The sequence below is a fragment of the Thalassospira profundimaris genome (assembly GCF_003326795.1).
GTDB lineage: Bacteria > Pseudomonadota > Alphaproteobacteria > Rhodospirillales > Thalassospiraceae > Thalassospira > Thalassospira profundimaris_C.
Genome location: NZ_JPWI01000006.1, coordinates 133,332 through 157,160 on the forward strand (window position 1 = coordinate 133,332; position 23,829 = coordinate 157,160).

Consider the following 23,829-nt stretch of genomic DNA (forward strand, 5'->3'; position numbering starts at 1 on the left):
GGGAGTCTCACATGCCTATTTCTTCGCCTATTCCGAAACTGACGCGTCGTGCCGCCCTTCTGGGGGCTGCGGCTGTGATGATGTTTGCTGCCACCTTGCCTGCCCATAACGCCCGTGCTGATGAAACCGTGAAGCTCGGCCTTGTTGCTGCGCTTAGTGGTCAGTCCGCCAAATCGGGTGAAGCAATTACGCGTGGGATCACCCTTGCGATTGACAAGATCAATGCCGAAGGCGGTGTTCTGGGCAAGCAGCTTGAACTTGTTTCGCGTGATGATGAAAGCAACCCGGGCAAAGGTCTGGTTGCTGCCCGTGAACTGGCACAGCGCGAAGGCGTTGCTGCGATCATTGGTGGTCTTGATACGCCGGTTTCCTTTGCCATCGTGCCTTATGCCAACCAGCAGAAAATTCCGTTCATCGGTCCGTGGGCCGCAGGCACCGGGATTACCAAAAACGGTGCGGAGGAAAACTATGTCTTCCGTGTCTCGGCTGTTGATGAATATGTCGACGAAGCGATCACGGAATATCTGATCGCAAATTACGGTGCAAAAAAGCCGGGCATGATCCTGATTAACAATCCCTGGGGGGAGTCCAACGAAAAGGGCCTGCTCAAGGCGCTTGAAAAACGTGGCATGGCCCATGCCGGGATCGAAAAGTTTGAATCAAACGACGTTGATGTGGTCCCGCAGCTGACCCGTCTCAAGGAAAACGGTGCGGACTCCCTGTTCGTGGTTGCCAACGTTGCCCCGACCGCCCAGGTGATCAAATCGCTTGATCGCATGGGCTGGGATGTTCCGATTTCCTCGCATTGGGGCCCGGCGGGTGGTCGCTTTACCGAACTCGCAGGCAAATCGGGCGAGAAGGTTCATTTCATCCAGACCTATCTGTTTACCGATGCAACCAGCCCGATGTTCGTCGAACTTCAGAAAAAGTTCCCTGAAATCAAAACCCTTGCCGATGTGACCCCGGCAACCGGTATCGCCAACGCCTATGATGCGACCCTTCTGATTGCAGCGGCTATCGAAAAGGCCGGTTCAACCGAAGGCCCGGCGATCCGCGAAGCGATGTACGAGATTTCGGGCATCGAAGGCATGATCAAAACCTATGACAAGCCGTTCACCCCGGACGATCAGGACGCGCTTGGTCCGGAAGACTACACCTTCGCGCATTTCGTCGAAGGTCAGATCATTCCGATCAAATAAGCCATCTTTTAATCCCTGTGCGGTGCGGTCCCATCCCGTATCGCACGGGTTTTATTCCTTTTTGAATGATGCGCTTTCGGGCGCGACATAAACAGGCGACTGGCAATGACATTATTAATCGCAGCCCTGATTACCGGGATTGGACTGGGCAGTATGTACGGTCTGATCGCGCTCGGTTTTCAGATCACCTATTCCGTGTCTTCGAAAGTCAATTTTGCCCAAGGGTCGATGGTGATGCTTGGGGCGGTGTTGGGTTTTGTTTTTTGTGAACGATACGGTTTGCCTGTCATTGTCGGGTATCCGCTGGCGATCCTGTGCTGTGGTCTTGCCGGTATTCTTGTCGAATTCTTCCTTGTCCGCCCCTTTGCCGTTCGCAATTCCGAAGCCTGGCTGATGGCAACTGTGGCAGGCGGCATTTTGCTTGATAACGCGGTGCTTTTCACTTTTGGCAATGAACCGCGCACCCTGCCTTCCGCCCTTGTGGGCGAAAGCTGGAACATCTTTGGCACCGGTGTGTATCCGCAGCAGATCCTGATCCCGATTGCAGCCATTGCTGTTGCCCTGGCCCTTCATGCGCTGTTCCGTCATACCCGTCAGGGGCGTGCGCTTTTGGCAGTCGTTCAGAACCTTCAGGCGGCAAAGCTGATGGGGATCAACACCACGGTGATGGTCACGGGTTCCTTTGCCATTTCGTCGATGCTTGCGGGCTGTGCCGGTCTTTTGATCGCGCCGCTGTTTTCCGTGCATTCGGATATGGGCACGCTGTTTGGGCTTAAGGCCTTTGCGGTTGCCATTCTGGGCGGGATGACGTCGGCCTACAGCGTGATGCTGGCGGGCTTTATCTATGGTCTGGTCGAGGCCGGTGTGACCACCTATCTCGGATCGTCCTATACCTTCATTGTCGTATTCGCACTTGTGATTGCGGTTCTGACCATCAAACCAAGCGGTCTGTTTGGCCGTGCAGCGATCAAGAAGGTCTGATGATGAAGCGTGATATGAAGTTCAAAAATCCAATGCCCAGGCTTAATAAACCTGTCGCCCTTGATACCGTGATTGTCCTTGCCGTCCTTGGCGGATTGATCGGTGTTTCGATCACTGGTGGCTATACCCAGTTCATCATCGGCCTTGTTGCCATCACCACGGTTCTGTGTGTGGGACTGAACGTTCTTTATGGTCTGACCGGACTTGTGTCACTCGGTCAGGTCGGCTTCTTTGCCATTGGCGCTTATGCCAGTGCGATCCTGACCCTTGCCGGGGTCAATTTCTGGCTGTCGCTGGTTGCAGCAACCTTGATTGCCGGTGTTGCTGGCTGTGTGCTGGCGCTTTCGGCTGCAAGGATGGCCGGGCCGTTCCTTGCCATGGTGACCATTGCCTTTGCTTTTATTGTCGAGCATGGCGCGATTGAATGGCGATCTCTCACCGGCGGGCAGAACGGATTGATGGGTTTTCCCATGCCCGAACTGTTTGGCTATATGTTTGGCGAAACCGATCTGGTGATGCTGTGTGTGGTTCTGGGCGGGGTTGCGTTGCTGGCATTCCGTCGTCTGGCGACAAGCGGCTGGGGCATGGCGATGACGTCGATGCGCGATGCCGAAATTGCGGCCAGTTCGCTGGGCTATAATGCCTTTGTTGTCAAGGCGTCGGGCTTTGCGATTGCCGCGGCCATGGCAGGCCTTGCCGGTGCGCTGTTTGCACCGCTTATGATGTTCATTGCCCCGTCGAACTTCCCGTTCAGCCAGTCGATCCTGTATCTGTTTGCGGTCATTCTGGGTGGTGCGGGCACGGTTCTGGGGCCGCTGGTTGGCGCGACCGTTTCGGTGATGTTGCCCGAAATTCTGGCCGATTTTGCCGAATATCGTTTGCTGATTTTCGGGGCACTTCTGATCGTGGTTCTGCTGATCGCGCCACGCGGTATTGTTGGTGTGGTTGAACGTTTCATCCCGCTTAAAAAACGCACGGTCAATGCAATCCCCGCCGCCGAAATCGAAGCCGGGCTTAAGGCCTATGGCAAGTCAGACGGACTGGTGGTTGATGATATCTCCATCGCCTTTGGCGGGGTGAAGGCGGTGAATTCCGTATCCTTTGCCGCCAAACCGGGACAGGTGACATCGATCATTGGCCCGAACGGGGCAGGCAAGACCACGCTTTTGAACATCATCAGCGGCTTCTACAAACCAACCGAGGGGGCCGTTCGGATCGGCAATCAGGACATCGCCGGAAAGCCGACCGACTTTGCCGCGCGCAACGGAATTGCACGCACCTATCAGGCAACCCGGCTTTTTGAAAACATGTCGGTTGTCGATAACGTGATTGCCGGGATTCCGGTCGGGCGTTTTGGCAAGCCGTTCAGCGCCATTGCATCGGACGAAAACCGCAATCATGCGGCGGGACTTTTGGCGTTTTGCGGATATCAGGGCGATATCGATGCCCGTGCCGGTGACTTGCCGCATGTGGATCGCCGTCTGGTCGAAATTGCGCGCTCGCTTGCGACCAAGCCCGGTGTGTTGTTGCTTGATGAACCGGCCGCCGGTTTGATGCATGCCGATAAAGTTGCGCTGTCAAAATTGCTGCGTCAGTTGGCCGATGCCGGAATCACGGTGGTTCTGGTCGAACATGACATGGAAATGGTCATGGGCATTTCCGATCAGATTTTGGCGGTCGATGCCGGAACCCCGATCATCTTTGGCAGTCCGCAGGCGGTCCAGAATGATCCGCAAGTCATTGCCGCCTATCTGGGGGATGGCAAAATGAAAGCCCGCCCGCGTCCGGTGCCGTTCGAGGCGGGTGAATCACCCGTCATTGAAACCCTGCGTTTGACGGCGGGATATGGCGCGGCCCCGGTTCTGCATTCGGTTGATCTTAAGGTCCGGCAGGGCGAAATGGTTGCCCTGCTTGGTGCCAATGGGGCTGGCAAATCAACCTTCCTGACGGCTCTTGCCGGGTTGCTCCGGCCAGTGAAGGGGCAGATCGTTCTCAATAACGAATATATCCACGCGCTTGCCCCGCACCAGATTGTTGAACAGGGACTGATCCTTGTCCCCGAAGGACGGCAGGTCTTCCCGGAACTGACGGTGCGCGAAAACATCGAACTGGGGGCCTATAAGCAACCCAGACCGGTCAGTCATGACGAACTGGAAGCCATCCTGAAACGTTTCCCGCGTTTGCGGGACCGTATCAACAGTCCGGCCGGGCTCCTGTCGGGCGGCGAACAGCAGATGATGGCAATCGCGCGCGGTCTGGTGGCCAAGCCAAAGGCCTTGTTGCTTGATGAGCCGTCCCTTGGTCTGGCACCCGCCATGACCGAAGAACTTTATGCCATTCTGGGTGAACTGCGCGATGACGGGGTGACGATCCTTCTGGTCGATCAGATGGCGACCATGGCGCTGGCCGTTGCCGATTACGCCTATGTCCTTGAGCAGGGGCAGGTGGTTGCCGAGGGCATTGCGGCCGATTTGCGACAGGATGAACGCCTGATTGCGGCCTATCTTGGTGGCAGCGAACAGGGCGATAAAAATCAAGAAAAGGAAGCCGTTGCAAATGCTTGACTATCTGGTGAGAAACGCCTGCCTGCATGGCGAAAACGGACTTGTTGATATTGCCGTAAAGGGCGGGAAAATTGTTGAGATCGCAAAGGCCATTTCAACCGAGGCGCCGAGCTTTGATGCCAGCGGCCAGCTGATCAGTTGCGGCTTTGTCGAAAGTCATCTGCATCTGGACAAGGCCTGTATTCTTGATCGGGCCAAGAATGAAACCGGGACCCTTGCCGGGGCAATCAGTGCGGTTGCCAATGCCAAAAGCGGTTTTACCGAAGATGACATTTATCGTCGCGGCTCACGCGTGATTGAAAAGGCAATTACCGAGGGAACCAACGCCATCCGCACCCATGTGGAAATTGATCCGGGCATCGGTCTTGCGGGATTTAATGCGGTTAAATGCCTGAAGGAAGATTACGCCTGGGCGATGGATATCGAGATTTGCGTCTTCCCGCAGGAAGGCCTGTTCAACTATCCCGGCACAGAAGAACTCCTGCGCGAGGCCCTTGAAAACGGTGCCGATCTTTTGGGTGGCTGTCCCTATATGGATACGGACCCGAATGGTCAGATCCTGCGTCTGTTTGAAATGGCGCGCCAATATGATGTCGATCTTGATTTCCATCTTGATTTCGATCTGGACGGTTCGTGGCGCCATCTTGACGAAGTCGCCCGCCAGTCGATTGCCTTTGGCTGGCAAGGGCGGGTGATGATTGGTCATGTGACCAAGCTTTCGGTCCTGCCGAAAGCGGAACTTGAAGACACAATCGCACTCATGCGCGATGCCGGGATTGGATTAACCGTGCTTCCGGCAACCGACCTTTTCCTGACCGGGCGCGATCATGATCATAGCGTTCCGCGCGGCGTGGCCCCGGCGCACAAGATTGCCCATCATGGCGTTTGCTGCACAATTGCGACCAACAATGTGCTTAATCCGTTCACGCCTTATGGGGATTGTTCGCTGTCGCGCATGGCAAATCTTTACGCCAATGTCAGTCAGCTTGCGACCGAGGCCGAGCTTGAAAACTGCTTTGCCATGGTGTCCGATGCCCCGGCCAAGCTTCTGGGCCGGTCCACCAAGATCGCAGTGGGCGAAGCGGCAAGCTTCATCATCCTGCCCGCCCAAAGTCGCGCACAGGTGGTTTCCGAAATCAGCCGCCCGGTTTGGGGCATGAAAGACGGGCGGGTAACGTTCGAACATCCCGCCGCAAAGCTGTTTCGGCCATAAGTCACACAAATAAAAAAGGGCAGCAAATATACTGCCCTTTTTGTCTGATGATTGGTGGTTGTGACTAACCGTGCGCGATCATGATGTGACGGGCAGCGGTGTAGTCTTCGAGTGCGTAGTGTGACATGTCCTTGCCATAGCCGGATTGTTTCAAACCACCATGGGGCATTTCATTGACCAGCATGAAGTGGGTGTTGATCCATGTGCAGCCATAACGCAGGCGGGCACTTGTTTGCATGGCGCGCGAGATATCCTTGGTCCAGATCGATGATGCCAGACCATAATCGGAATCATTGGCCCAAGCGACGGCCTCGTCGACATCGGTAAAGCGGGTGATGGACGCCACCGGCCCGAAAACCTCGCGGCGCACGATTTCATCAGATTGAAGGGCACCGGCAATCACGGTCGGCTGATAGAAGAAGCCCGGCCCGTCATGCAGTTTGCCGCCGGTGGTGATTTCGATGTGTTTCTGCTCGGATGCGCGGGCGACGAAGCTTGCCACGCGGTCACGCTGGCGTTCGGAAATCAGCGGGCCGATTTCATTTTCGCTGTCGTCCGCACGGGCATAGGCAATGCTTGAAACCGCCGATGACAAATCCGCCACCAGCTTGTCATGGATTTTCGGGCCTGCATAAATGCGACACGCTGCCGTGCAATCCTGACCGGCGTTATAGTAGCTAAAGGCGCGCAACCCTTCGACAACCGCATCCACATCGGCATCATCAAAGACAATGACGGGTGCCTTGCCGCCCAGTTCCAGATGGGTGCGCTTGACCGATTTGGCCGCAGCCTGAAGAACCTTTTTGCCGGTTGCGACATCACCGGTGATCGAAATCATATCGACCTTGGGATGGTTGATCAGGGCATTGCCCACGGTGGCCCCGCGACCCAGCACGATATTCACCACACCTTCGGGCAGGATATCGGCCAGAATGGTTGCCAGTTTAAGGGCGGTCAACGGCGTCTGTTCGGAGGGTTTGAAGACAACCGTGTTACCCCCGGCAATCGCCGGGGCGAGTTTCCAGGCCATCATCATCATCGGATAGTTCCAGGGCGCGATGGAACCAACCACACCAATCGGATCGCGGCGGATCATCGAAGTGTGTCCGGGCATGTATTCACCGGCAAGTGAGCCCTGCATACAGCGTACAGCACCGGCAAAGAAGCGATAGCAATCGACAATGGCGGGAATTTCGTCATCGCGCACCGCATTGATCGGTTTGCCGCAGTTCAGGGATTCCAGTTTGACGAATTCTTCGGCTTCGGCCTCGATCCGGTCGGCTATTTTCAGAAGATAACCCGACCGTTCTGACGGTGTGGTGCGCGACCAGGATTTGAATGCATGTTCTGCGGCATTCACGGCCCGGTCGATCTGTTCCATTGATGCTTCGGGCAGCATCATGATGGTTTCGCCGGTTTTCGGATTGATGATGTTTTCTTCGGCTTCGACGCCCATTTCAAGGCTGCTGCCGATCAGCATCTTGGTATCCATAATAAGCTCTCCCGTTTGTATCATTATCGCGTTGTTCATTTCCCGGATCCGGCCACCTGATCGCCATCACGCGTCAGGTAATAGGCCGCAAGGATCGGCAGGACCGTGACCATAACCACAACCATCGCCACCACATTGGTGACCGGTCGCTGGCGCGGTCGGACAAGTTCTTCAAGCATCCAGATCGGCAGGGTCGATTGCTGGCCTGCGGTAAAGGTCGTGACGATCACCTCGTCAAAGGACAGGGCAAAGGCCAGCATGCCACCCGCCAGAAGGGCGGTGCCGATATTGGGCAGAATGACATGGCGGAATGTCTGGAAACTGTTGGCACCCAGATCCATTGATGCCTCGACCAGTGATCCCGATGTGCGTCTGAAACGCGCGACCACATTGTTATAGACAACAACAACACAGAAGGTCGCGTGACCCAGAATGATCGTCCAGATCGAGAACGGAATGTCGGCAATGCTGAAGGCTGACCGAAGCGCAATACCGGTAATGATGCCGGGCAATGCAATCGGCAGGATCACCAGAAGCGAAATGGTTTCCCGGCCAAAGAATTTGGTCCGTGAGACTGCCGCTGCGCACAGCGTTCCCAAAACCATGGCAATCACGGTCGAGATGGTCGCGACCTGTAACGACAGTTTCAAGGCATCCCAGACATCCGGACGGTTCCATGTGACTTCCAGCCACTTCATGGTGAAACCGGGCGGCGGCCACTGGTATGATTTGTCCTCGGTCGTGAAGGCATAGACAAAGATCAGCGCAATGGGCAGGTGCATAAAGGCAAGACCAAGCCCGGCGGCGGCTTTCAGCGCAAAGGGTGCGCGTTGCTTTCCATCAGATCGCATCGAAGGCCCCCATGCGTTTTGCGCCCCAAAGATAGAAGCCCATGATGACAATCGGCACGACCGTAAAGGCCGCAGCCAGCGGAATATTGCCCGCCGTGCCTTGCTGAGCATAAACAGCCTGACCGATAAACAGGCGCGATGACCCGACGATTTGCGGAATGATGTAATCACCAAGGGTCAGTGAGAAGGTAAAGATCGACCCCGCGACAATGCCCGGCAAGGCCAGCGGGAAAATTACATGGCGGAATGTCTGACCCGGTGTGGCACCAAGGTCACCCGATGCCTCGATATAGCTTCCCGGGACACGTTCAAGGGCGGCCTGCACGGGCAGCACCATGAAAGGCAGCCAGACATACAGGAACACAAGGAAGGTGCCGGTGTAGCTGACCGACAGGGAATAACCACCAATGATCGGGATCGCAAGCCAGGCTTCAAGCAGCCAGGTCAGATGCAGCTTGGCGAAAATCCAGGTCAGAATGCCTTCCTTGGCCAGGATCAGTTTCCAGGCATAGACCTTGACCAGATAGCTCGACCAAAGCGGCAGCATCACACCGATGTAAAACAGTGCCTTCCATTTGCCGCGTGCATAGCGGGCGGCAAAATAGGCAATCGGAAATGCCACACAGGCCGCAGCGACTGTAACGATGGCGGCCATCGAAACGGTGCGGATGATGATGTCGAGATTGGCCGGACGGAACAGCTCGCCATAGGTTTTCAGCGTCAGGTCGTATTGAACCATCCCCGAAAATTCATCGATGGAAAAGAAACTTTGCGCCAGTAACGCAAACAGCGATCCGAGATAGATGATGCCAAGCCACAAAGCAGGCGGGGTCAGCATCAGGATCAAAAGCAGTTTGGGATTGCGCCAGAACTTGTCAGACAGCGATCCGGTCCATCCGCCCTGACCGGGCAAAATGGCGCTGCTTTGAGCCGTTTGGGTGACGGATGAGGCGGCCGTCATTGGGCATCCTCCATCAAATGCAGCTCGTTTTCCTGCCAGCTGATTTGAACCGATGCACCGTTTTCGGGAACGCTCTGATCGGCCGGGATCAGGGCATTGATCCGCATATTGCCAAGGGCCAGACCAACCCGGGTGGTGCCGCCCAGATAGCTGCTTCCGGTGACGGTTGCGGCATGACCGTCGGATTGAACGATACGCACAGCTTCGGGGCGCAAACTGGCATAGGCATTTTTGCCGGTCAGCTGTTTGACAAAACCGGGTTCAAGGACATTGGATGATCCAACGAAGTCGGCGACAAAGCGGCTTTGCGGACGCTGATAGATATCTTGCGGGCTTCCGACCTGCTGGATTTTGCCATCGTTAAAGACAGCCACCCGATCCGCCATCGAAAGCGCTTCGCCCTGATCATGGGTGACAAAGACAAAGGTGATGCCAAGTTTGCGTTGCAGGGTTTTAAGTTCTTCCTGCATCTGTTCGCGCAATTTAAGGTCAAGCGCGCCCAGCGGTTCATCAAGCAGCAACACCTTGGGCTTGTTGACCAATGCGCGCGCAAGCGCAACGCGCTGGCGCTGACCGCCGGAAAGCTGACCGGGTCTGCGATCGCCATACCCCGGAAGGGCCACAAGTTCGAGGGCCTCGTTGGCGGCTTTGTGGCGTTCGGCCTTGCCCATGCCCTGGATCATCAGGCCATAGGCCACATTGTCGATGATGTTCATATGCGGGAACAGGGCGTAATCCTGAAACACCGTATTCACATTGCGCCGATAGGGCGGAACGTTTTCGACCTTGGTGCCGAAAATCTCGATATGACCGCTTGTCGGTTGCTCAAAGCCGGCAATCAGGCGCAGGCAGGTGGTCTTGCCCGATCCTGACGGGCCGAGCATGGCGAAAAACTCGCCCTCGGCAATCGACAGGTCCACATCATCAACAGCACGGACAGTGCCGAAATGACGTGAAACACTGGAAAAGGAAACTGCATTCGTCATGGGTAAACCAGTTGTTTGAAGCCCGCCCGCGCGGGGCGGGCTTCGGGTAGCAAGGGAAGGTGGCGGGTGGCGTCCAATCGGGTGATTTGTGACCGGGACATGACGTGCCATTCGCGGCTTGCCCCCCGGTTTTGCCGCAAGACATCATCACATCAGGCAAGGCATCAGGTGCCGGGTGTACGAGACACCCGATGACCAAAGCCGGTCCCGGTCACATGGCTGGTCCTAGCGACCGCCGATCACACCGATATAGTCAGATACCCAACGGTAATAGGGCACGCATTCACCCTGACTTTCGCATTTCGACACCGGGGTCTGCCAGAAGCTGACACGGTCGAAATCATCAAAGCCATTGGTTGCGCAACCTTCGTCACCCAAAAGGGCATTGCCCTTACATGCGGCGGGAACAGCCGGGTTGGAGCCAAACCAGGCGGCAAGGTCGCCCTGAACTTTGGGCGACAGGGAATGTTCCATCCAGAGATAGGCGCAGGTCGGGTTTTCAGCATCGGCGTGAAGCATGGTGGTATCGGCCCAGCCGGTCACACCTTCTTCGGGGATGGTCGATGCAATCGGAAGGCCTTCGGATTTCAGAAGGTTGACCTGGAACGGCCAGGAACCCGAAGCAACCACACCTTCGTTCTTGAAATCATCCATCTGGATGAAGGCATCATGCCAGTAACGTGAAACCAGTTCACGCTGTCCGCGCAGAAGATCAAGGGCGGCGGCATATTGATCGGCATTCAGCTCATAGGGGCTTTTGATGCCGAGTTCCGGGTTATGCGCCATCAGGTATTGTGCCGCATCGGCAATATGGATCGGGCCGTCATAGGCCTGAACACGGCCCTTGTTGGATTTGCCATCGGCAAGGGTCATTTCCTTGAAAACGACATCCCAGCTTTTTGGCGCTTCCTTGAAGGCCTCGGTATTATACATCAGAACGTTCGGACCCCACTGATAGGGGGTGCCGTAATGCACGCCATTGACCGTGTGCCAGGGGGCACTTTTCAGGCGGTCATCAACACTGTTCCAGCTTGGAATAAGGTCGGTATTGATCGGCTGAACACGTTTGCCGGCAATCATGCGCAGCGACGCATCGCCCGAGGCGGTGACAAGGTCAAAACCGCCCTCGTTCATCAGGGCAACCATTTCATCGGATGTGTTGGCGGATTTCACATTCACCTTACATCCGGTTTCTTTCTCAAACGAGGTCACCCAGTCAAAGTTGGCGTCGGTTTCACCGCGTTCGATATAGCCCGGCCATGCAACGATATTTACATTGCCTTCGGGGGTGCCAAGTGCGGTCATCATGTCGGCTGCGGCGGCCTGACTTGCCGCCAGGGCAAGCACGACCATCACGGACGTGCCCGATTTCAGTAACGATTTCATTGTGATGTCTCCCAGTTGCAGGGCGTCAATTCGTGTGACTTTTATTTCCCGCAGCCAAGGGTACGCTGATCCTGAGCATTCACAATTTCATTTATCAGAAACACGTTATCGGTTTTTCCGATATCGTTCTGAGGCGTATGGTGACACGGCGATTGGATGACCTAAGGCAATGTGCTTTAACGCAAACGTGTTGCGCGGTGGGCCTGGGCAAGCCCGATGAAGTCACGTGCGGCCTGTGAAAGCGGTGATCCTTTGCGCCAGACGACACCAACCTGAACCATTGGAAGGGTTCCGGATACATCGCGGCTTTCGATCCGGTCACCTTCGAGTGACCAGGGGCGATAAACCAGATCGGGCAGCAATGACAAACCGGCCCCCGTTGCGACAAGGCTTCTGACAGCCTCGACCGAGCGGGTGCGAAAGGCCACGCGCGGGCGCGTGCCAAGGGCGCCAAGAAGCTTGCCGGTTGCTTCCTCGATCTCGTCAACGGTCAGCATGATCAGCGGTTCGGAGGTGACATCGTCAAGGGTGATGCTTTGGGCGGTTGCCAGCCGATGGCCAAGCGGCAACCACAGGCGATAGGGCGAGACTTCGAGAATTTCCGACTGCAGGGCAAGCCGGTCGCGCAAGTTGGAAATCACCATGACGGCGGCATCAATTTCACCCCCGATCAGAAGATGTTCCAGATAATCGCCGTTATCTTCAATCGCGCTGACCGTGACCTGTGGATAGGCGCGGCGATAGCGCGCAAGAATGTCAGACAGGACATAACCGGCAACAAGCGAGGTCACGCCAAGATGCAACTCGCCCTGTTCGGCCTTGGCGGTATCTTCAAAGGCCTGTTTGGCGTCCGAGACATTGGCAAGGATGGTGGTGGCATGGCGCAGGAACTGATGGCCGTTATGGGTGATGTTCAGCCCCCGTGAATGACGATCAAAAAGCGTCACACCAAGATCGGCTTCAAGTTCCTTGATGGCCTCGGTCACCGCCGACTGGGAAATCGACAGAATATGCGCCGCCCCCGATACAGTTCCCTGTTCGGCAACGGCGACGAAATATTGAAGCTGTCGAATGGTAAATGCCATGATGCCATCACGATAGGCGATGGCTGCACCCTTGTCGCGGTTTTTTCGATACCACAATCAAGATTGCAATATGACCTAGCTTTTCACCAGTGCCGGGGCGGGTTTGATCAGGGTTCGTGCACCGGGATCGAAGCTGACCGACATGCCGCCATTGGGCAGATGCGTTGGCGTGCAGTGCCAGTCAAGCCGCTGGCAAATCCGCTTGACCAGTTGCAAGCCGATGCCTTCGCCCTGCGGGGTGGTGCATTGGCCATTGCAGGTCGAAATGGTGTTTTCGACACGCAGTTCCGTCCCGGTCAGCGTGATGGTGACCTGACCTTTGGGCGTGTGCTGGAACGCATTGCGGATCAGGTTCGAAACAACGATCATCAAAGCTGCGCGCGACGTTGCGATTTCTGTTTCCGTGCTGTCAGGGACAAAGGTGCAACTGACATGCTTGCCATCGGTCAGATAGGAAAGATCGCTGATTTCCTGTTCGATGAAGCTTGAAAGATGGATATGTTCGGTTTCACCGAGCGGCGCGTTTTCCCGACCCAGCCACAAAAGGGTTTCAAGCAATTGCTGCATATTGCGGTTCGCACGTTTGATGCGTGACATCACGCGCGACTGGGTTTCGTTAAGCGGGCTTTTTTCCAGAAGTTCCACATTGCCCGAAACAATGGTGACCGGGGTGCGCAATTCGTGGCTGGCCTGACGCAGGAATTCCCGTTCGCGGGCAACGAACTTGTCGATCTGGTCAACGGATCGATGAAGTTCATGGGCCACGTCATTGAGTTCTTCAAACCCGAAATCGGGGATGGGATCATCCAAACGATCAGCGGTCAGGCTGTTGGCCCAGCTTTGCAAATCCTCGGACGGTTTGGTCAGACGTTTGCCGATAACCCACAGGAACCAGGCAAAGATCCCTACAATGGCAATCGCAAACGGGATCGACAGCAAGGCCAGTTTATGCAGGCGCACGAAATAGACGTTGTCTTCATCGCCAGCGTGATAGGTCTGCAAAATCAGGATTTCGCGACCGTCTTTCAGCGCATAGGGGAACAGAAGAAAGACCGGGTTTTCCGGGTCTTCGTTCTCGGCATATTTGTCGGTATTGACATAGAAAAGCTCGCCCGGTTCCAGATCATCAGGAGATGCAAGCGCACGTAATTGTGCAGGCAATTCGTCAAAACGGTCAAAGGTCTGGATATTGAACCCGTTTGGAAGCGGCGCGTCGGGTATCTTGGCAAGCTGGTCTTCATATTGCTCGGCGATGACCTGAAGCTGAAATGATGCCACCATCCACTTACCATAAAGCATGTAGAAATTCACGACGACGGTATAAAGAACCAGCGTGATGACCAGACCCAGCAATACGTAATTGCGCACAAAGCGCGAGAAGGATCGGGTCTTTGGGGCACAGCAGGTTGACGACATAACAGTTACTCGCGAAGGGCCACGCCCTGGCCCGGAATGGTGTGAATCAGATTTTGTTCGAACGGTTTGTCGATCCGATGGCGCAATTTGTAAAGATGCGTTTTAAGCGCATTGGTATCGGGCGGATCACCCTGCCACAGCGCCATCGACAGGCGTGACCGGGTTACCACGCGCGGGCTGTTTTGCGCCAGAACTTCAAGGATCGTCCAACCTGTTGGCGACACACTGATATTTTTGCCTGCACGCACAACCGAGCGGTTTTCAAAATCGATGCTGAGATCACCAAGCGCGAACCGTTTGACTTCACCGCTGCGACGGCGTGACAGAACCCGGGTGCGCAGCAAAAGTTCTTCCAGCGCAAACGGTTTGACCAGATAGTCATCTGCACCGGCATGAAACCCTTCGATCTTGTCATCAAGCGTATCGCGCGCGGTCAGCATCAGGACGGGGGTGTCCACCCCTTCATCGCGCAGCGCCTTGCACACACTGATCCCGTCGCGGAACGGCAGCATCAGATCAAGAACAATGACGTCATATTCCCCGGTCAAAGCCATTTTGAATGCGGTTTCGCCGTCATAGGCATGGTCGCACTCAACCCCTTCAATCGTCAGATAGTCACTGACGGTTGCGGCGATATCCATATTGTCCTCGACCAGAAGGACCATGATGTTGGCGGTTGCTTTCATTCATGTCATCTCGTTATCGGCAGGCATGAATACCATGCCGCAATTCCACCCGCAGGTCAGCCGGAAATGGCAAGACCCGAAGGCATGCCTGTTCAGGCAGGGTGTTTCAGGACTGCTTTCAGATCGTCTTTGGTGTCGATATCAAACCGGGCATTGGGCAAATCAATGCCGATCCCGTGATGAGCGGGGCCGTTCAGGATTTTACGCGCACCAACTGTTCCCGAAAGTGCGGCAAGCGTGTCAAATGTGGCCCTTGGAAAGACGGCCGGAACGCCCAAACCATCGGGGTGACGGGTGGCAATGATATCGTTGCCGTCAAAGGAACTGATCAGTTTGGCATAGTCGGTTGTGGCAAGTTCGATCTGATCGCACAGGGCAATCAGGACCCCGTCAAATCTGTCCTGTTTCAGGATCGCGGTCATGCCAGCCGCAATCGAACTTCCCATGCCAGATGCCCAGTCATCGTTCTCGACGATACTGGCATCCGATCCGATGATCGGGCGGATTTCATCGGCAAAGGCACCCAGAACGACAAAGCATTCGATACCGGGCAAGGCTGCAACGCGATCAAGCGTATGGCGGATCATTGGCATGCCATTGATATCGGCAAGTTGTTTACGCCCGCCAAAGCGCGCACTTTCGCCCGCAGCCAGAACAAGGGCCGCAAGTTTGGGTGTGGTGTGATCTGTGTGCATGCTCATGACAGGGTCAGACTATTCCGCAGCCTGTGCCATTGCCGGTGCGGCGCGCTGTTTGAACAGGGCATGATGGATGCCTGAGAGCATCGAAAGTGCGATGCTTTCGGGCAATTGCCCGCCGATATCAAGCCCGGCCGGACTGGATATATCAAAACCAAGATCATTGCGGCTGATCCCGGCACGCTCGAGCACATCTTCGAACCGGTGGCGCGGGCCAAGGGCCGAAAGATGCTTGATTGGTGCATCGTGCAAAATGGCCAGCGCATTGGCGTCAATGCCAACACTATGTGCCATCAGGATGACGGCGTCGACACGTTGCTTCGCAACATAACGGGCAAGATCGCGATCAATAGTGCGCAGGATTGTACCCGCTTGCGGGAAATGTTCGGGTCGTGCATTGGCCGGACGCGGATCAACCAGTGTGGTTTTCCACCCCATATTATGGGCAATCCCGATCACCGGGCGGGCGTCAATGCCCCCACCCACCACCAGAATATGGGGCTCGGGTGAAATCGGCGTGACAAGCCAGTCGCCGTCACTGCGATTTTCAATATGGGCCGGATGGTTGGCGTGCAGGGTTCCGGTCTGGAAATACCCTTCGACCGCGTTGATTTTCTGGAAATAAAGACCGCTTTCGCGTCTGGTCAATGCGCTGTGCAGGTCCGATAATCCAAGGTCATTACCCCCGGTGATCGGTTGCAGCATGATATAGACCGTGCCGCCACATCCTACGCCCAGCTTGAATGACAGATCGTCTTCGTCATTGCCGTCATAGGTCAGCATGACCGGGCGTCCCGTATGCATGGCCTTGCGGGCATTACGGATGATGTCGGCTTCCAAACAGCCACCACTGAGCAGGCCGAACTGCTGTCCGTGCCCGTTAATCAGCATCATGGCCCCGGCCTTGCGATAGGCCGATCCTTCGGTGCGGTACACCGTGCCCAACACCCATTCGGTGCCTTCACGGTTTTCCTGCCAGGCGTAGAGCATGGCGGAAAGCTGGTTATTCATCACATCGCCCTTTCCATAGAAGGGGAACTGCCCGGAGAACCGGGGAGGGGGGAAGATGTTTGGTTCCCCGGGCAGTCATGCCTTAGACGAAGTCGAAACCGGCTTTGGTCATGGGAAGATCCATGATCCGCTTGCCGGTTTTGGCAAAGATGGCATTGGCAACAGCCGGACCGGTCGGGGGAACGCCCGGTTCGCCAACGCCAGTAGGTGCATTGTTTGACGCAACAATTGCGACCTCGATTTCAGGCATTTCGATGTTTCGCAGAAGTTCGTAATCAGGGAAGTTATATTGATCGACTTCCCCGTCAGTCAGTGTGACCTCGTTGCGGAAGATGGCCGAAAGGGCATAGCCCGCCCCGCCTTCCATCTGCGCGCGGATCACATCCGGGTTCACGGCAACACCGCATTCAACCGCCATGAACAGTTTGTTGACATGAACACTTGTGTCTTCGACCGTGACATCGGCAACCACCGCCACACAGGTGTTGAACGAGTAGTGGGCAGCAAAGCCGCGCGTATCGCCCGCCTTCCAGCCGGAAATCTCGCGAACCAGTTTGATGGCCTCGATCATGCGGGCCTGATTGGCGCCAGCGGGATCAAGCATGGACAGACGCATCTCAATCGGGTCCTGACCGGTTTCGGTCGCGACCATATCCATCAGGCTTTCCATAACAAAACCGGTATGGGTATGGCCAACCGAACGCCACCAGTTGATCGGAACAGCGGTGGTAAAGTCGCTGACACCGATGCCCATATTGGGAAGGCGATAAAGACTTTCGGCTACACCTTCGACCGAGGTCGGGTCAACGCCATCCTTGACCATCATTTCGAACGGCCCACCCTTGGCGATGGATTTGACCGCCAGTCGATGGTCCCAACCAACGATCTTGCCATCACCATCAAGGCCGATCTTGGCGCGATGGGCTGACATCGGGCGATAATAACCGCCCTTGATATCGTCTTCACGGCTCCAGACCAGCTTGACCGGAACCTTGCGTCCCGAAACGGCAAAGGCCATGGCGGCTTCGACATTGTAATCGGATGCCGCATTGGCGCGACGTCCGAAGGAGCCCCCGGCATACAGGGTTTTAATTTCAACCTTGGCCGGATCAAGGCCAAGTGTTGCCGCAACCATCGGCCGGGTCAGGGTCGGGAACTGGCAGCCGTCATGAACGCGCACGCCATCACCGACCGGTTCAATGGTGCAGTTTTCCGGTTCCAGTGGCGCGTGGGCAAGGAACGGGAAGGTAAACTGGGCGTCAATTGTCTTGGCCGCATCCGACAGAACAGACGCAACCGATGCCAGTGGAACTTGGTGATTGGCATCAAATTGCGGGGCATCAAGCATTGCAATATGATCGGCAATCATGGCGTCCGTGCTGCGTGTTTCCGCGGCACTGAAATCCCATTCGACCGACAGGGCGTCACGGGCCTGGAATGCAGCCCATGTGTTTTTACCAAAGGCAACCACGCCAGCCTTGTTTGGCAGAACCTGTGCGGCGATGAAGCCACCGACTTCCTTGGCAGCACTGTCATCAAACGAGACAACGGTACCGCCAAATTTCGGGCTGCGCATGATGGCGGCATAGATCATGCCGGGCAGATTGACATCCATGGCAAACATGGCGGAGCCATTGGTCTTGCCGGTATTATCCTTGCGATGAAGTTTGGAGCTTCCGATCAGTTTGAACTGATCAGGGGTTTTCACAGCGGGTTTTGCGACTGCCTCAAGGGTTGCGGCAATCGCAACAAACTCGCCGAAATGACCGGACTTGCTACCAGAGCTCAGCATGCCGTTTTCAACCGTGATGGTTGAGGCATCAACACCCCAGCTTTGTGCGGCAGCACGGACCAGAAGGTCGCGCGCAGCGGCCCCGGCTTCGCGATACTGCATGAAGGAGTTGGCAATGGATGTTGATCCACCGGTTCCCTGTGCGCCAAAGAACAGGTTGGCATAGCGGTTGTTATCTGCTGGCGCGAAATCGGTGGCAACCGTGTCCCAGTTGGCATCAAGTTCTTCGGCAACCAGTGTGGTCAGGCCGGTTGTGGTGCCCTGACCCATTTCGAAATGTTTGATGATGACCGTAACAACACCGTCTGAGTCAATTTTCACAAACGGGTTCAGATCGGTGGTCGCCGCCGTTGCACTGCTTCCAGCAGCCAGAACGCCCTTGGCATTCACGCCAACCAGAAGGGCGGTGGTGCCCGCCGCACTTGCCTTAAGGAAGCCGCGACGTGAAACATTGATTGTCATGACTTAGGCCTCCAGCTTTTGGGATGCGAGCTTGACGGCTTCGTTGATGCGGACATAGGTGACGCAACGGCAGGCATTGCCGTTCATGTAATCGCGAATCTCGTCATCGGTCGGGTTCGGGTTTTCGGTCAGAAGACCGATAGCCGACATGATCTGACCGGACTGGCACCAGCCGCACTGTACGACGTCCTTTTCGCGCCAGGCTTCCTGAACGGCCTGTGCGATCTTGTCGGTCGCGCCTTCAATGGTGGTGATGTCAGTATCAACCGCGTCTTCGACGAAGGTCTGGCAGGAACGGGTCGGGTAACCATCCACATGCACGGTACAGGCACCGCAGTAGGCAACGCCGCAACCAAATTTGGTTCCGGTCAATTGAAGTTCGTCGCGCAAAACCCAAAGCAACGGTGTGCCGGGTTCGGCATCAACGGTGCGGGTCTCGCCATTGATTTTAAGCTGATATTGCATGGCCGCCTCATCTCTCTCTTGGCTTGTTATGCCCGATCTTCGCGCAAGGGCAGGTAACCAAGCGGTAAACGCCCGATTACCCTTTGATCGGTCGGGCGCATAAGTGATGACCCGGCATTCCAAGCCATCAGATCGGCTGGTCGTCATGCAGATGGAGGTGTGTCGTCGTGGATTTAAGGCGGGCGAAAGAGCAGAATAAAAAACGGGCGCAAACCAGCTGCGCCCGTTCTTGCCGATCCTGCTTAAGCTTGGGAGAAGAAGCAGGCCGGACTTTGCCGTAATAAAAAAGGTTTATTCAAACAGGACACCCGGGTTCATGCGGTTTTCGGGGTCGAAGGTCTGTTTCACACTTTTCATAAGTTCATAGCGCAGCGGATCGGCAAGACGTTTGAGTTCGTCGGTCAGTTTGCGACCAACCCCGTGTTCGGCGCTGAATGTTCCGCCAAAGCTTGCCGCGATGTCATGAACGCAGGTCTGAACATCATGAGTAACCGCATCCGGGTCAGACAGGCTTTTCCAGTAATCATGCGGGAACATCAGGATGTAATGCACATTGCCGTCACCAAGGTGATTGACCAGAAGCGGCGTTGCCATCGGGAATTTCTCAGCGGTGACTTCCTTGGCCTTGGCGATGAATGCCGGGACCTTGGAAACGCGCACGGCGACATCATGCACCATGCCCATGCCTTCAAGCTTGTTGGCCTCGGTCACGGAATGACGAACATGCCAGATCTGTTCGGCCTGTTGGGAGTTGGTTGCGATAAAGGCATCAAGGACCGAACCGTTTTCAAGGTTCTCGCCAAGGATTTCCTCGAACACGCCATTCAGATCAACCGAGCTGTCATTTGAGGTCAGCTCGATCATCAATGACCATTCGGGAACCGTGTCAAACGGCACATGCACGCGGTCGATATGGCGAACAACGGCGTCGATCTCGGTGCCGGAAAGCAGTTCGAAGGCCTCGACATAGGCGCCGCATTTTTCCTGAAACTCTGTAAACAGGCGCACTGCAGATTCCGGTGAATCGACCGAGACCCAGGCATGGGCATCATTGGTGTTTTCAGGATGCAGGCGAAGGGCAGCACCGGTAACGATGCCAAGCGTACCCTCGGCCCCGATAAACAGATGTTTAAGGTCGTAGCCGGTGTTGTTTTTCTTGAGCCCTTCAAGGTCGCTCAGGATACGGCCATCGGCCAGAACAACCTCGATTCCGCACACCAGATCGCGCATCGGACCGTATTTGACAACCCCGGTGCCCCCGGCATTGGTCGAAATCAGGCCGCCGATCTGTGCACTGCCTTCGCTGCCCAGATAAAGCGGGAACTGACGTTTGTGGGTTTTGGCCTTTTCATGCAGTTCGGCAAGAATCACCCCGGCATCGACAGTTGCGATATTGGCGGCAACATCGATTTCGCGGATCTGCTTCATGCGTTGCAGGCTGATGACGATGCCCGGTTTGTCTTTCGGCGACGGGCTTTCAGGCACGGCGCCATAGCACAGACCGGTATTTCCCCCGAGGGGAAATACCGGCTGCCCTTCCTCGGCAGCCACTTTCATCGTCAGGGAGACCTCCTTGACGCTGGCTGGAAGGGCAACGCAAACGGCATTGCCTTGCCTGCGATCGCGCCAATCGGTCAAGAAAGGGCGCATTTCTTGAGGATCGGTGATCAAACCTTTGTCGCCGAGGATTTGGTGGAGACGATCAATCATGGCTGGTCCTTGGAAAGCTAAATCAGGCGACGTTGGCAAGTGATGTGACATCGAAGGCAGATTTAAGGGCTGCCATCGTGTCCCGGGACGGGCTTTGCAGCGGAAGGCGGACATCGCCAACCGGCTGACCGGCCATTTCCATGTATTTTTTCAACGGGCCCGGATTGGTTTCGCGATAGATCGCGTCAATCGCACAATCAAGCTTGGTCTGAAGCTTGAGCGCTTCGTTCAGTTTGCCTTCACGTGCGAGATTGAAAATCTCGATCCAGATTTCCGGATAGATGTTGGCAGAAGCCAGAACACCACCCTTGGCACCCATGGTCACATGGGTCGCGAACAGCGGTTCCTCGCCACTCAGGATTGCCATTTTATCACCGGCAAGCTTCATGGTCTTGATGAATTCCGGCATGTCATAGTTTGAACATTTCATGCCGATGATCGAACCGTCTTCCGCCATTGCCTGAATGGTTTCGGCCTTGGTGGCAACAGTGGTACGACGCGGGATCTCATAGAGAAGAACCGGAACACCGATTTCGTTACGGTAGTTGGCAAAATATTCGCGCATGCCGTCCTGGGTGCCCGCTGCATAGTAGGGCGTAACAGTCATGACCCCGGCGGCACCGACAGCTTCGAAATCCTTGCCGGCTTCGACAGCATCAAGGAAACCGGTGGAAAGAACACCCGGAATGACCGGTGCGTCGCCCGCGGCTTCGACACAGGTTTTGACAATGTCCTTGCGTTCCTGACGCGACAGCGCCGGATATTCACCGGTGCCGCCAATCGGGACGATACCGGTTGCACCAGCGGCAAGCTGGCGGGTGACCAGAGCTGCAAGGGCTTTGTGATCGACAGATTTGTCTTCGGTGAAGGGCGTGACAATGGCGGTATAAAGGCCACTGATATCGTTTTTGGTGAGCGTCATTTTAGTCTCATATCTTTTGGGTGGTGGCGATTAATCGAGGAAGCCGAGCAAACGTGGCAGCGTCAGTGAGACTGCCGGGATGTATGTCACGATCAGCAACACGACGATGTTTGAAACCAGGAACGGGAAACTTTTGCGGACGATCGCGGCAAGGGGCTGTCCGCTGATGGCCGATCCAAGATAAAGTCCCAATCCATAGGGCGGTGTCATCAGGCCGATCATGACATTGACGACCATGATCACGCCGAACTGCACCGGGTCGACGCCCATTGCCGCGACAATCGGGGTGAAAAGCGGTGCAAACAAAAGCAACTGAACGGAATCCCCGATCCAAAGACCATTGATCAGGAAGAAGATGTTCAGGCACAGCAGCAACATCCATGGCTGCATATCAAGTGTTGCAATCAGTTCGGTCAGTTAGGAAGGAACGCGTTCGGTCGCAAGAATCCAGCTGATGACACTGGCAAAGCCGACAATCAGATAAACCGATGCCGATGTGCGTACTGCGCGATCCAGAATATCCCAGACCTGTTTAAGAGACAGGGTACGATAGGCACAGATACCAACAACAATGGCATAGGCAACGGCAATCGAAGCCGCCTCGGTTGCAGTGAAGATACCGGAAATAATCCCGCCAATGATGATCAGCGGCATGAACAAGGCCCAGAACGCATTATAGAAAATGCGGAAGGCAAGACCGAGTGTCAGGGCCTTGATCGGGTTGGCCGGGAAGTTGTTTTTGCGTGCGATGAAATAGATCACGACAATCTGCGCGATCCCCATCAGCGCACCGGGAACGGCACCACCAAGGAACAGGGCTGCAACCGAAGTGTTGGTCAGGCTCGAAAAGATGATCAGCGGAATGGACGGCGGAATGATCGGCCCCTGAATGGCGGAACTGACCGTTACGGCGGCTGCGAAATCGGCGCGATATCCATCCTTCTTCATCATGTCGATTTCGACAGGACCAAGGGCCGAGATATCGGCAAGGGCAGAACCCGATACGCCTGAAAACATCATCGATCCGACCACGTTGACATAGGCCAGACCACCGCGCCAGCGACCGACCAGAAGACGGGAAAACTGAACAAGGCGTTCTGTCATGCCGACCGATGTCATGATTTCACCGGCAATGATAAAGAGCGGAATCGAAAGCCAGATAAACACATCCATCCCGGTAAAGAATTTATGGGAATACATGTGCAGCATGTCGGTCATGCCGGGCTTGACGAAGAAATAGGAAAGACCGGCAAAGCCGATGGCGAAGATTACCGGGCTGCCAAGGAACATCAGCAACAGCAGCAATCCGATCATGGTGATAAGTGCGTAATCCATAATGTTCCTCAGAGCTCTGCGCGAAGAAGGGACGCTTCCTGCTCGGCTTCTGGTCCCTTGACCAGATCGCGAATGGCAAGAATGACCATGTGGAACAGCATCAGCGCGGCACCGACCGGCACCGAAAGATAAATCCAGAACCACGAAAGATTGAGGGCGGCTGACGTGCGTCTCATGCCGAATATTGCCGAATCAATTCCCTTGATGAGAAGGACGGTCAGCAGGATGGCAAGCAGCAACCGGAACAGGGCATTACGATAGCCAAGCCATCTGCGAGGCCAGAACTTGTCAAAGAAATCGACGCAGACCAGTTGTTCGTCGCGAACAAGCAGACTGCCGCCCAGCATCACCACCCAGACCATCAGAAAGCGCGATGCCTCTTCGGGCCAAGGCAGGGAAAAATTAAAGCCAAATCGCAAAACAACCTGAATGAACAGGACGACGGCAACGGATGCCAGCATCAGTCTGGCCACAACGGATGTGACATAGGCGACGGACAACGAAAGTTTGTCGAGGGTCTGGAGCATGGAAGGTCCTCTCTCGGATTGCGTTTCGCGCTGGAAACATCAATCACAGAACGGCGTGCGAATGGACCGGTCACAATTCGCAAATCA

19 protein-coding genes and 1 pseudogene are annotated in these 23,829 nt (G+C 55.6%); 4 read left to right on the forward strand and 16 right to left on the reverse strand.

Annotated elements, in window-relative coordinates:
* Positions 1 to 11: 11 nt before the first annotated feature.
* From TH30_RS11110 to TH30_RS11125, 4 genes are all read left to right on the forward strand, one after another.
* The gene (locus TH30_RS11110; protein ID WP_114098164.1) at positions 12 to 1,199 is read left to right on the forward strand and encodes an ABC transporter substrate-binding protein; all 1,188 of its coding nucleotides are present in this window, start codon (positions 12 to 14) and stop codon (positions 1,197 to 1,199) included.
* Between the two features lie 105 nt (positions 1,200 to 1,304).
* Entirely contained in the window at positions 1,305 to 2,180 is an 876-nt protein-coding gene (locus tag TH30_RS11115; protein ID WP_114098165.1) for a branched-chain amino acid ABC transporter permease, read from the forward strand.
* Positions 2,180 to 4,744: a branched-chain amino acid ABC transporter ATP-binding protein/permease gene (locus TH30_RS11120; RefSeq protein ID WP_114098166.1), complete on the forward strand. Its 2,565-nt coding sequence runs from the start codon at positions 2,180 to 2,182 to the stop codon at positions 4,742 to 4,744. Before TH30_RS11115 ends, TH30_RS11120 begins: the two co-directional genes overlap by 1 nt.
* A complete protein-coding gene (locus TH30_RS11125) occupies positions 4,737 to 5,957 on the forward strand; it encodes an amidohydrolase family protein (protein WP_114098167.1) in 1,221 nt (406 codons plus the stop codon). Before TH30_RS11120 ends, TH30_RS11125 begins: the two co-directional genes overlap by 8 nt.
* 64 nt (positions 5,958 to 6,021) lie before the next feature.
* Here the strand turns inward: TH30_RS11125 and TH30_RS11130 are convergent, their stop codons facing one another.
* The 16 genes and pseudogenes from TH30_RS11130 to TH30_RS11210 form a co-directional block, all read right to left on the reverse strand.
* On the reverse strand, positions 6,022 to 7,449 hold the full coding sequence (locus TH30_RS11130) for a gamma-aminobutyraldehyde dehydrogenase (protein WP_114098168.1): 1,428 nt from the start codon (positions 7,447 to 7,449) through the stop codon (positions 6,022 to 6,024).
* Positions 7,450 to 7,484: 35 nt separating this feature from the next.
* Positions 7,485 to 8,300 (reverse strand): ABC transporter permease, encoded by an 816-nt coding sequence (locus tag TH30_RS11135; RefSeq protein WP_114098169.1) that lies wholly within the window; start codon positions 8,298 to 8,300, stop codon positions 7,485 to 7,487.
* Entirely contained in the window at positions 8,290 to 9,261 is a 972-nt protein-coding gene (locus tag TH30_RS11140; protein ID WP_114098170.1) for an ABC transporter permease, read from the reverse strand. The genes TH30_RS11135 and TH30_RS11140 overlap by 11 nt, the downstream gene beginning before the upstream one ends.
* Positions 9,258 to 10,247: an ABC transporter ATP-binding protein gene (locus tag TH30_RS11145; protein ID WP_114098171.1), complete on the reverse strand. Its 990-nt coding sequence runs from the start codon at positions 10,245 to 10,247 to the stop codon at positions 9,258 to 9,260. Before TH30_RS11145 ends, TH30_RS11140 begins: the two co-directional genes overlap by 4 nt.
* A 225-nt stretch (positions 10,248 to 10,472) precedes the next feature.
* Positions 10,473 to 11,633, reverse strand: a complete 1,161-nt coding sequence (locus TH30_RS11150) for an ABC transporter substrate-binding protein (protein ID WP_114098172.1) — start codon at positions 11,631 to 11,633, stop codon at positions 10,473 to 10,475.
* A 176-nt stretch (positions 11,634 to 11,809) separates the two neighbouring features.
* Positions 11,810 to 12,775, reverse strand: a complete 966-nt coding sequence (locus tag TH30_RS11155; protein ID WP_258548690.1) for a LysR family transcriptional regulator — start codon at positions 12,773 to 12,775, stop codon at positions 11,810 to 11,812.
* 18 nt (positions 12,776 to 12,793) lie between these two features.
* Positions 12,794 to 14,134 carry a sensor histidine kinase gene (locus TH30_RS11160; protein WP_114098173.1) on the reverse strand — a complete coding sequence of 447 codons (1,341 nt, stop codon included), beginning with the start codon at positions 14,132 to 14,134 and terminating at the stop codon, positions 12,794 to 12,796.
* A gap of 5 nt (positions 14,135 to 14,139) precedes the next feature.
* A complete protein-coding gene (locus TH30_RS11165) occupies positions 14,140 to 14,820 on the reverse strand; it encodes a response regulator transcription factor (protein ID WP_114098174.1) in 681 nt (226 codons plus the stop codon).
* Positions 14,821 to 14,912: 92 nt separating this feature from the next.
* Positions 14,913 to 15,521 carry a nucleotidyltransferase family protein gene (locus tag TH30_RS11170; protein WP_114098175.1) on the reverse strand — a complete coding sequence of 203 codons (609 nt, stop codon included), beginning with the start codon at positions 15,519 to 15,521 and terminating at the stop codon, positions 14,913 to 14,915.
* 12 nt (positions 15,522 to 15,533) lie between these two features.
* On the reverse strand, positions 15,534 to 16,529 hold the full coding sequence (locus tag TH30_RS11175) for an XdhC family protein (protein ID WP_114098176.1): 996 nt from the start codon (positions 16,527 to 16,529) through the stop codon (positions 15,534 to 15,536).
* An 82-nt stretch (positions 16,530 to 16,611) separates the two neighbouring features.
* Positions 16,612 to 18,783, reverse strand: coding sequence for a xanthine dehydrogenase family protein molybdopterin-binding subunit (locus TH30_RS11180; protein WP_114098177.1), 2,172 nt, complete (start codon positions 18,781 to 18,783; stop codon positions 16,612 to 16,614).
* 3 nt (positions 18,784 to 18,786) lie between these two features.
* A complete protein-coding gene (locus tag TH30_RS11185) occupies positions 18,787 to 19,248 on the reverse strand; it encodes a (2Fe-2S)-binding protein (protein WP_114098178.1) in 462 nt (153 codons plus the stop codon).
* A 291-nt stretch (positions 19,249 to 19,539) separates the two neighbouring features.
* Complete coding sequence (locus TH30_RS11190) at positions 19,540 to 20,886, reverse strand: FAD-binding oxidoreductase (protein WP_220150305.1); 1,347 nt, start codon at positions 20,884 to 20,886, stop codon at positions 19,540 to 19,542.
* A gap of 94 nt (positions 20,887 to 20,980) precedes the next feature.
* Complete coding sequence (dapA, locus tag TH30_RS11195) at positions 20,981 to 21,880, reverse strand: 4-hydroxy-tetrahydrodipicolinate synthase (protein ID WP_114098180.1); 900 nt, start codon at positions 21,878 to 21,880, stop codon at positions 20,981 to 20,983.
* Positions 21,881 to 21,910: 30 nt separating this feature from the next.
* Positions 21,911 to 23,215 (reverse strand): annotated as a pseudogene (locus TH30_RS11205) (TRAP transporter large permease).
* An 8-nt stretch (positions 23,216 to 23,223) separates the two neighbouring features.
* Positions 23,224 to 23,742 carry a TRAP transporter small permease gene (locus tag TH30_RS11210; RefSeq protein ID WP_114098183.1) on the reverse strand — a complete coding sequence of 173 codons (519 nt, stop codon included), beginning with the start codon at positions 23,740 to 23,742 and terminating at the stop codon, positions 23,224 to 23,226.
* Positions 23,743 to 23,829: the final 87 nt, after the last annotated feature.

Excerpts from the sequence above, each read along its gene's own strand:
- TH30_RS11110 (WP_114098164.1), top strand. The coding sequence starts at position 12 with ATGCCTATTTCTTCGCCTATTCCGAAACTGACGCGTCGTGCCGCCCTT.
- TH30_RS11115 (WP_114098165.1), top strand. The coding sequence starts at position 1,305 with ATGACATTATTAATCGCAGCCCTGATTACCGGGATTGGACTGGGCAGT.
- TH30_RS11120 (WP_114098166.1), top strand. The coding sequence starts at position 2,180 with ATGATGAAGCGTGATATGAAGTTCAAAAATCCAATGCCCAGGCTTAAT.
- TH30_RS11125 (WP_114098167.1), top strand. The coding sequence starts at position 4,737 with ATGCTTGACTATCTGGTGAGAAACGCCTGCCTGCATGGCGAAAACGGA.
- TH30_RS11130 (WP_114098168.1), bottom strand. The coding sequence starts at position 7,449 with ATGGATACCAAGATGCTGATCGGCAGCAGCCTTGAAATGGGCGTCGAA.
- TH30_RS11135 (WP_114098169.1), bottom strand. The coding sequence starts at position 8,300 with ATGCGATCTGATGGAAAGCAACGCGCACCCTTTGCGCTGAAAGCCGCC.
- TH30_RS11140 (WP_114098170.1), bottom strand. The coding sequence starts at position 9,261 with ATGACGGCCGCCTCATCCGTCACCCAAACGGCTCAAAGCAGCGCCATT.
- TH30_RS11145 (WP_114098171.1), bottom strand. The coding sequence starts at position 10,247 with ATGACGAATGCAGTTTCCTTTTCCAGTGTTTCACGTCATTTCGGCACT.
- TH30_RS11150 (WP_114098172.1), bottom strand. The coding sequence starts at position 11,633 with ATGAAATCGTTACTGAAATCGGGCACGTCCGTGATGGTCGTGCTTGCC.
- TH30_RS11160 (WP_114098173.1), bottom strand. The coding sequence starts at position 14,134 with ATGTCGTCAACCTGCTGTGCCCCAAAGACCCGATCCTTCTCGCGCTTT.
- TH30_RS11165 (WP_114098174.1), bottom strand. The coding sequence starts at position 14,820 with ATGAAAGCAACCGCCAACATCATGGTCCTTCTGGTCGAGGACAATATG.
- TH30_RS11170 (WP_114098175.1), bottom strand. The coding sequence starts at position 15,521 with ATGAGCATGCACACAGATCACACCACACCCAAACTTGCGGCCCTTGTT.
- TH30_RS11175 (WP_114098176.1), bottom strand. The coding sequence starts at position 16,529 with ATGAATAACCAGCTTTCCGCCATGCTCTACGCCTGGCAGGAAAACCGT.
- TH30_RS11180 (WP_114098177.1), bottom strand. The coding sequence starts at position 18,783 with ATGACAATCAATGTTTCACGTCGCGGCTTCCTTAAGGCAAGTGCGGCG.
- TH30_RS11185 (WP_114098178.1), bottom strand. The coding sequence starts at position 19,248 with ATGCAATATCAGCTTAAAATCAATGGCGAGACCCGCACCGTTGATGCC.
- dapA (WP_114098180.1), bottom strand. The coding sequence starts at position 21,880 with ATGACGCTCACCAAAAACGATATCAGTGGCCTTTATACCGCCATTGTC.
- TH30_RS11210 (WP_114098183.1), bottom strand. The coding sequence starts at position 23,742 with ATGCTCCAGACCCTCGACAAACTTTCGTTGTCCGTCGCCTATGTCACA.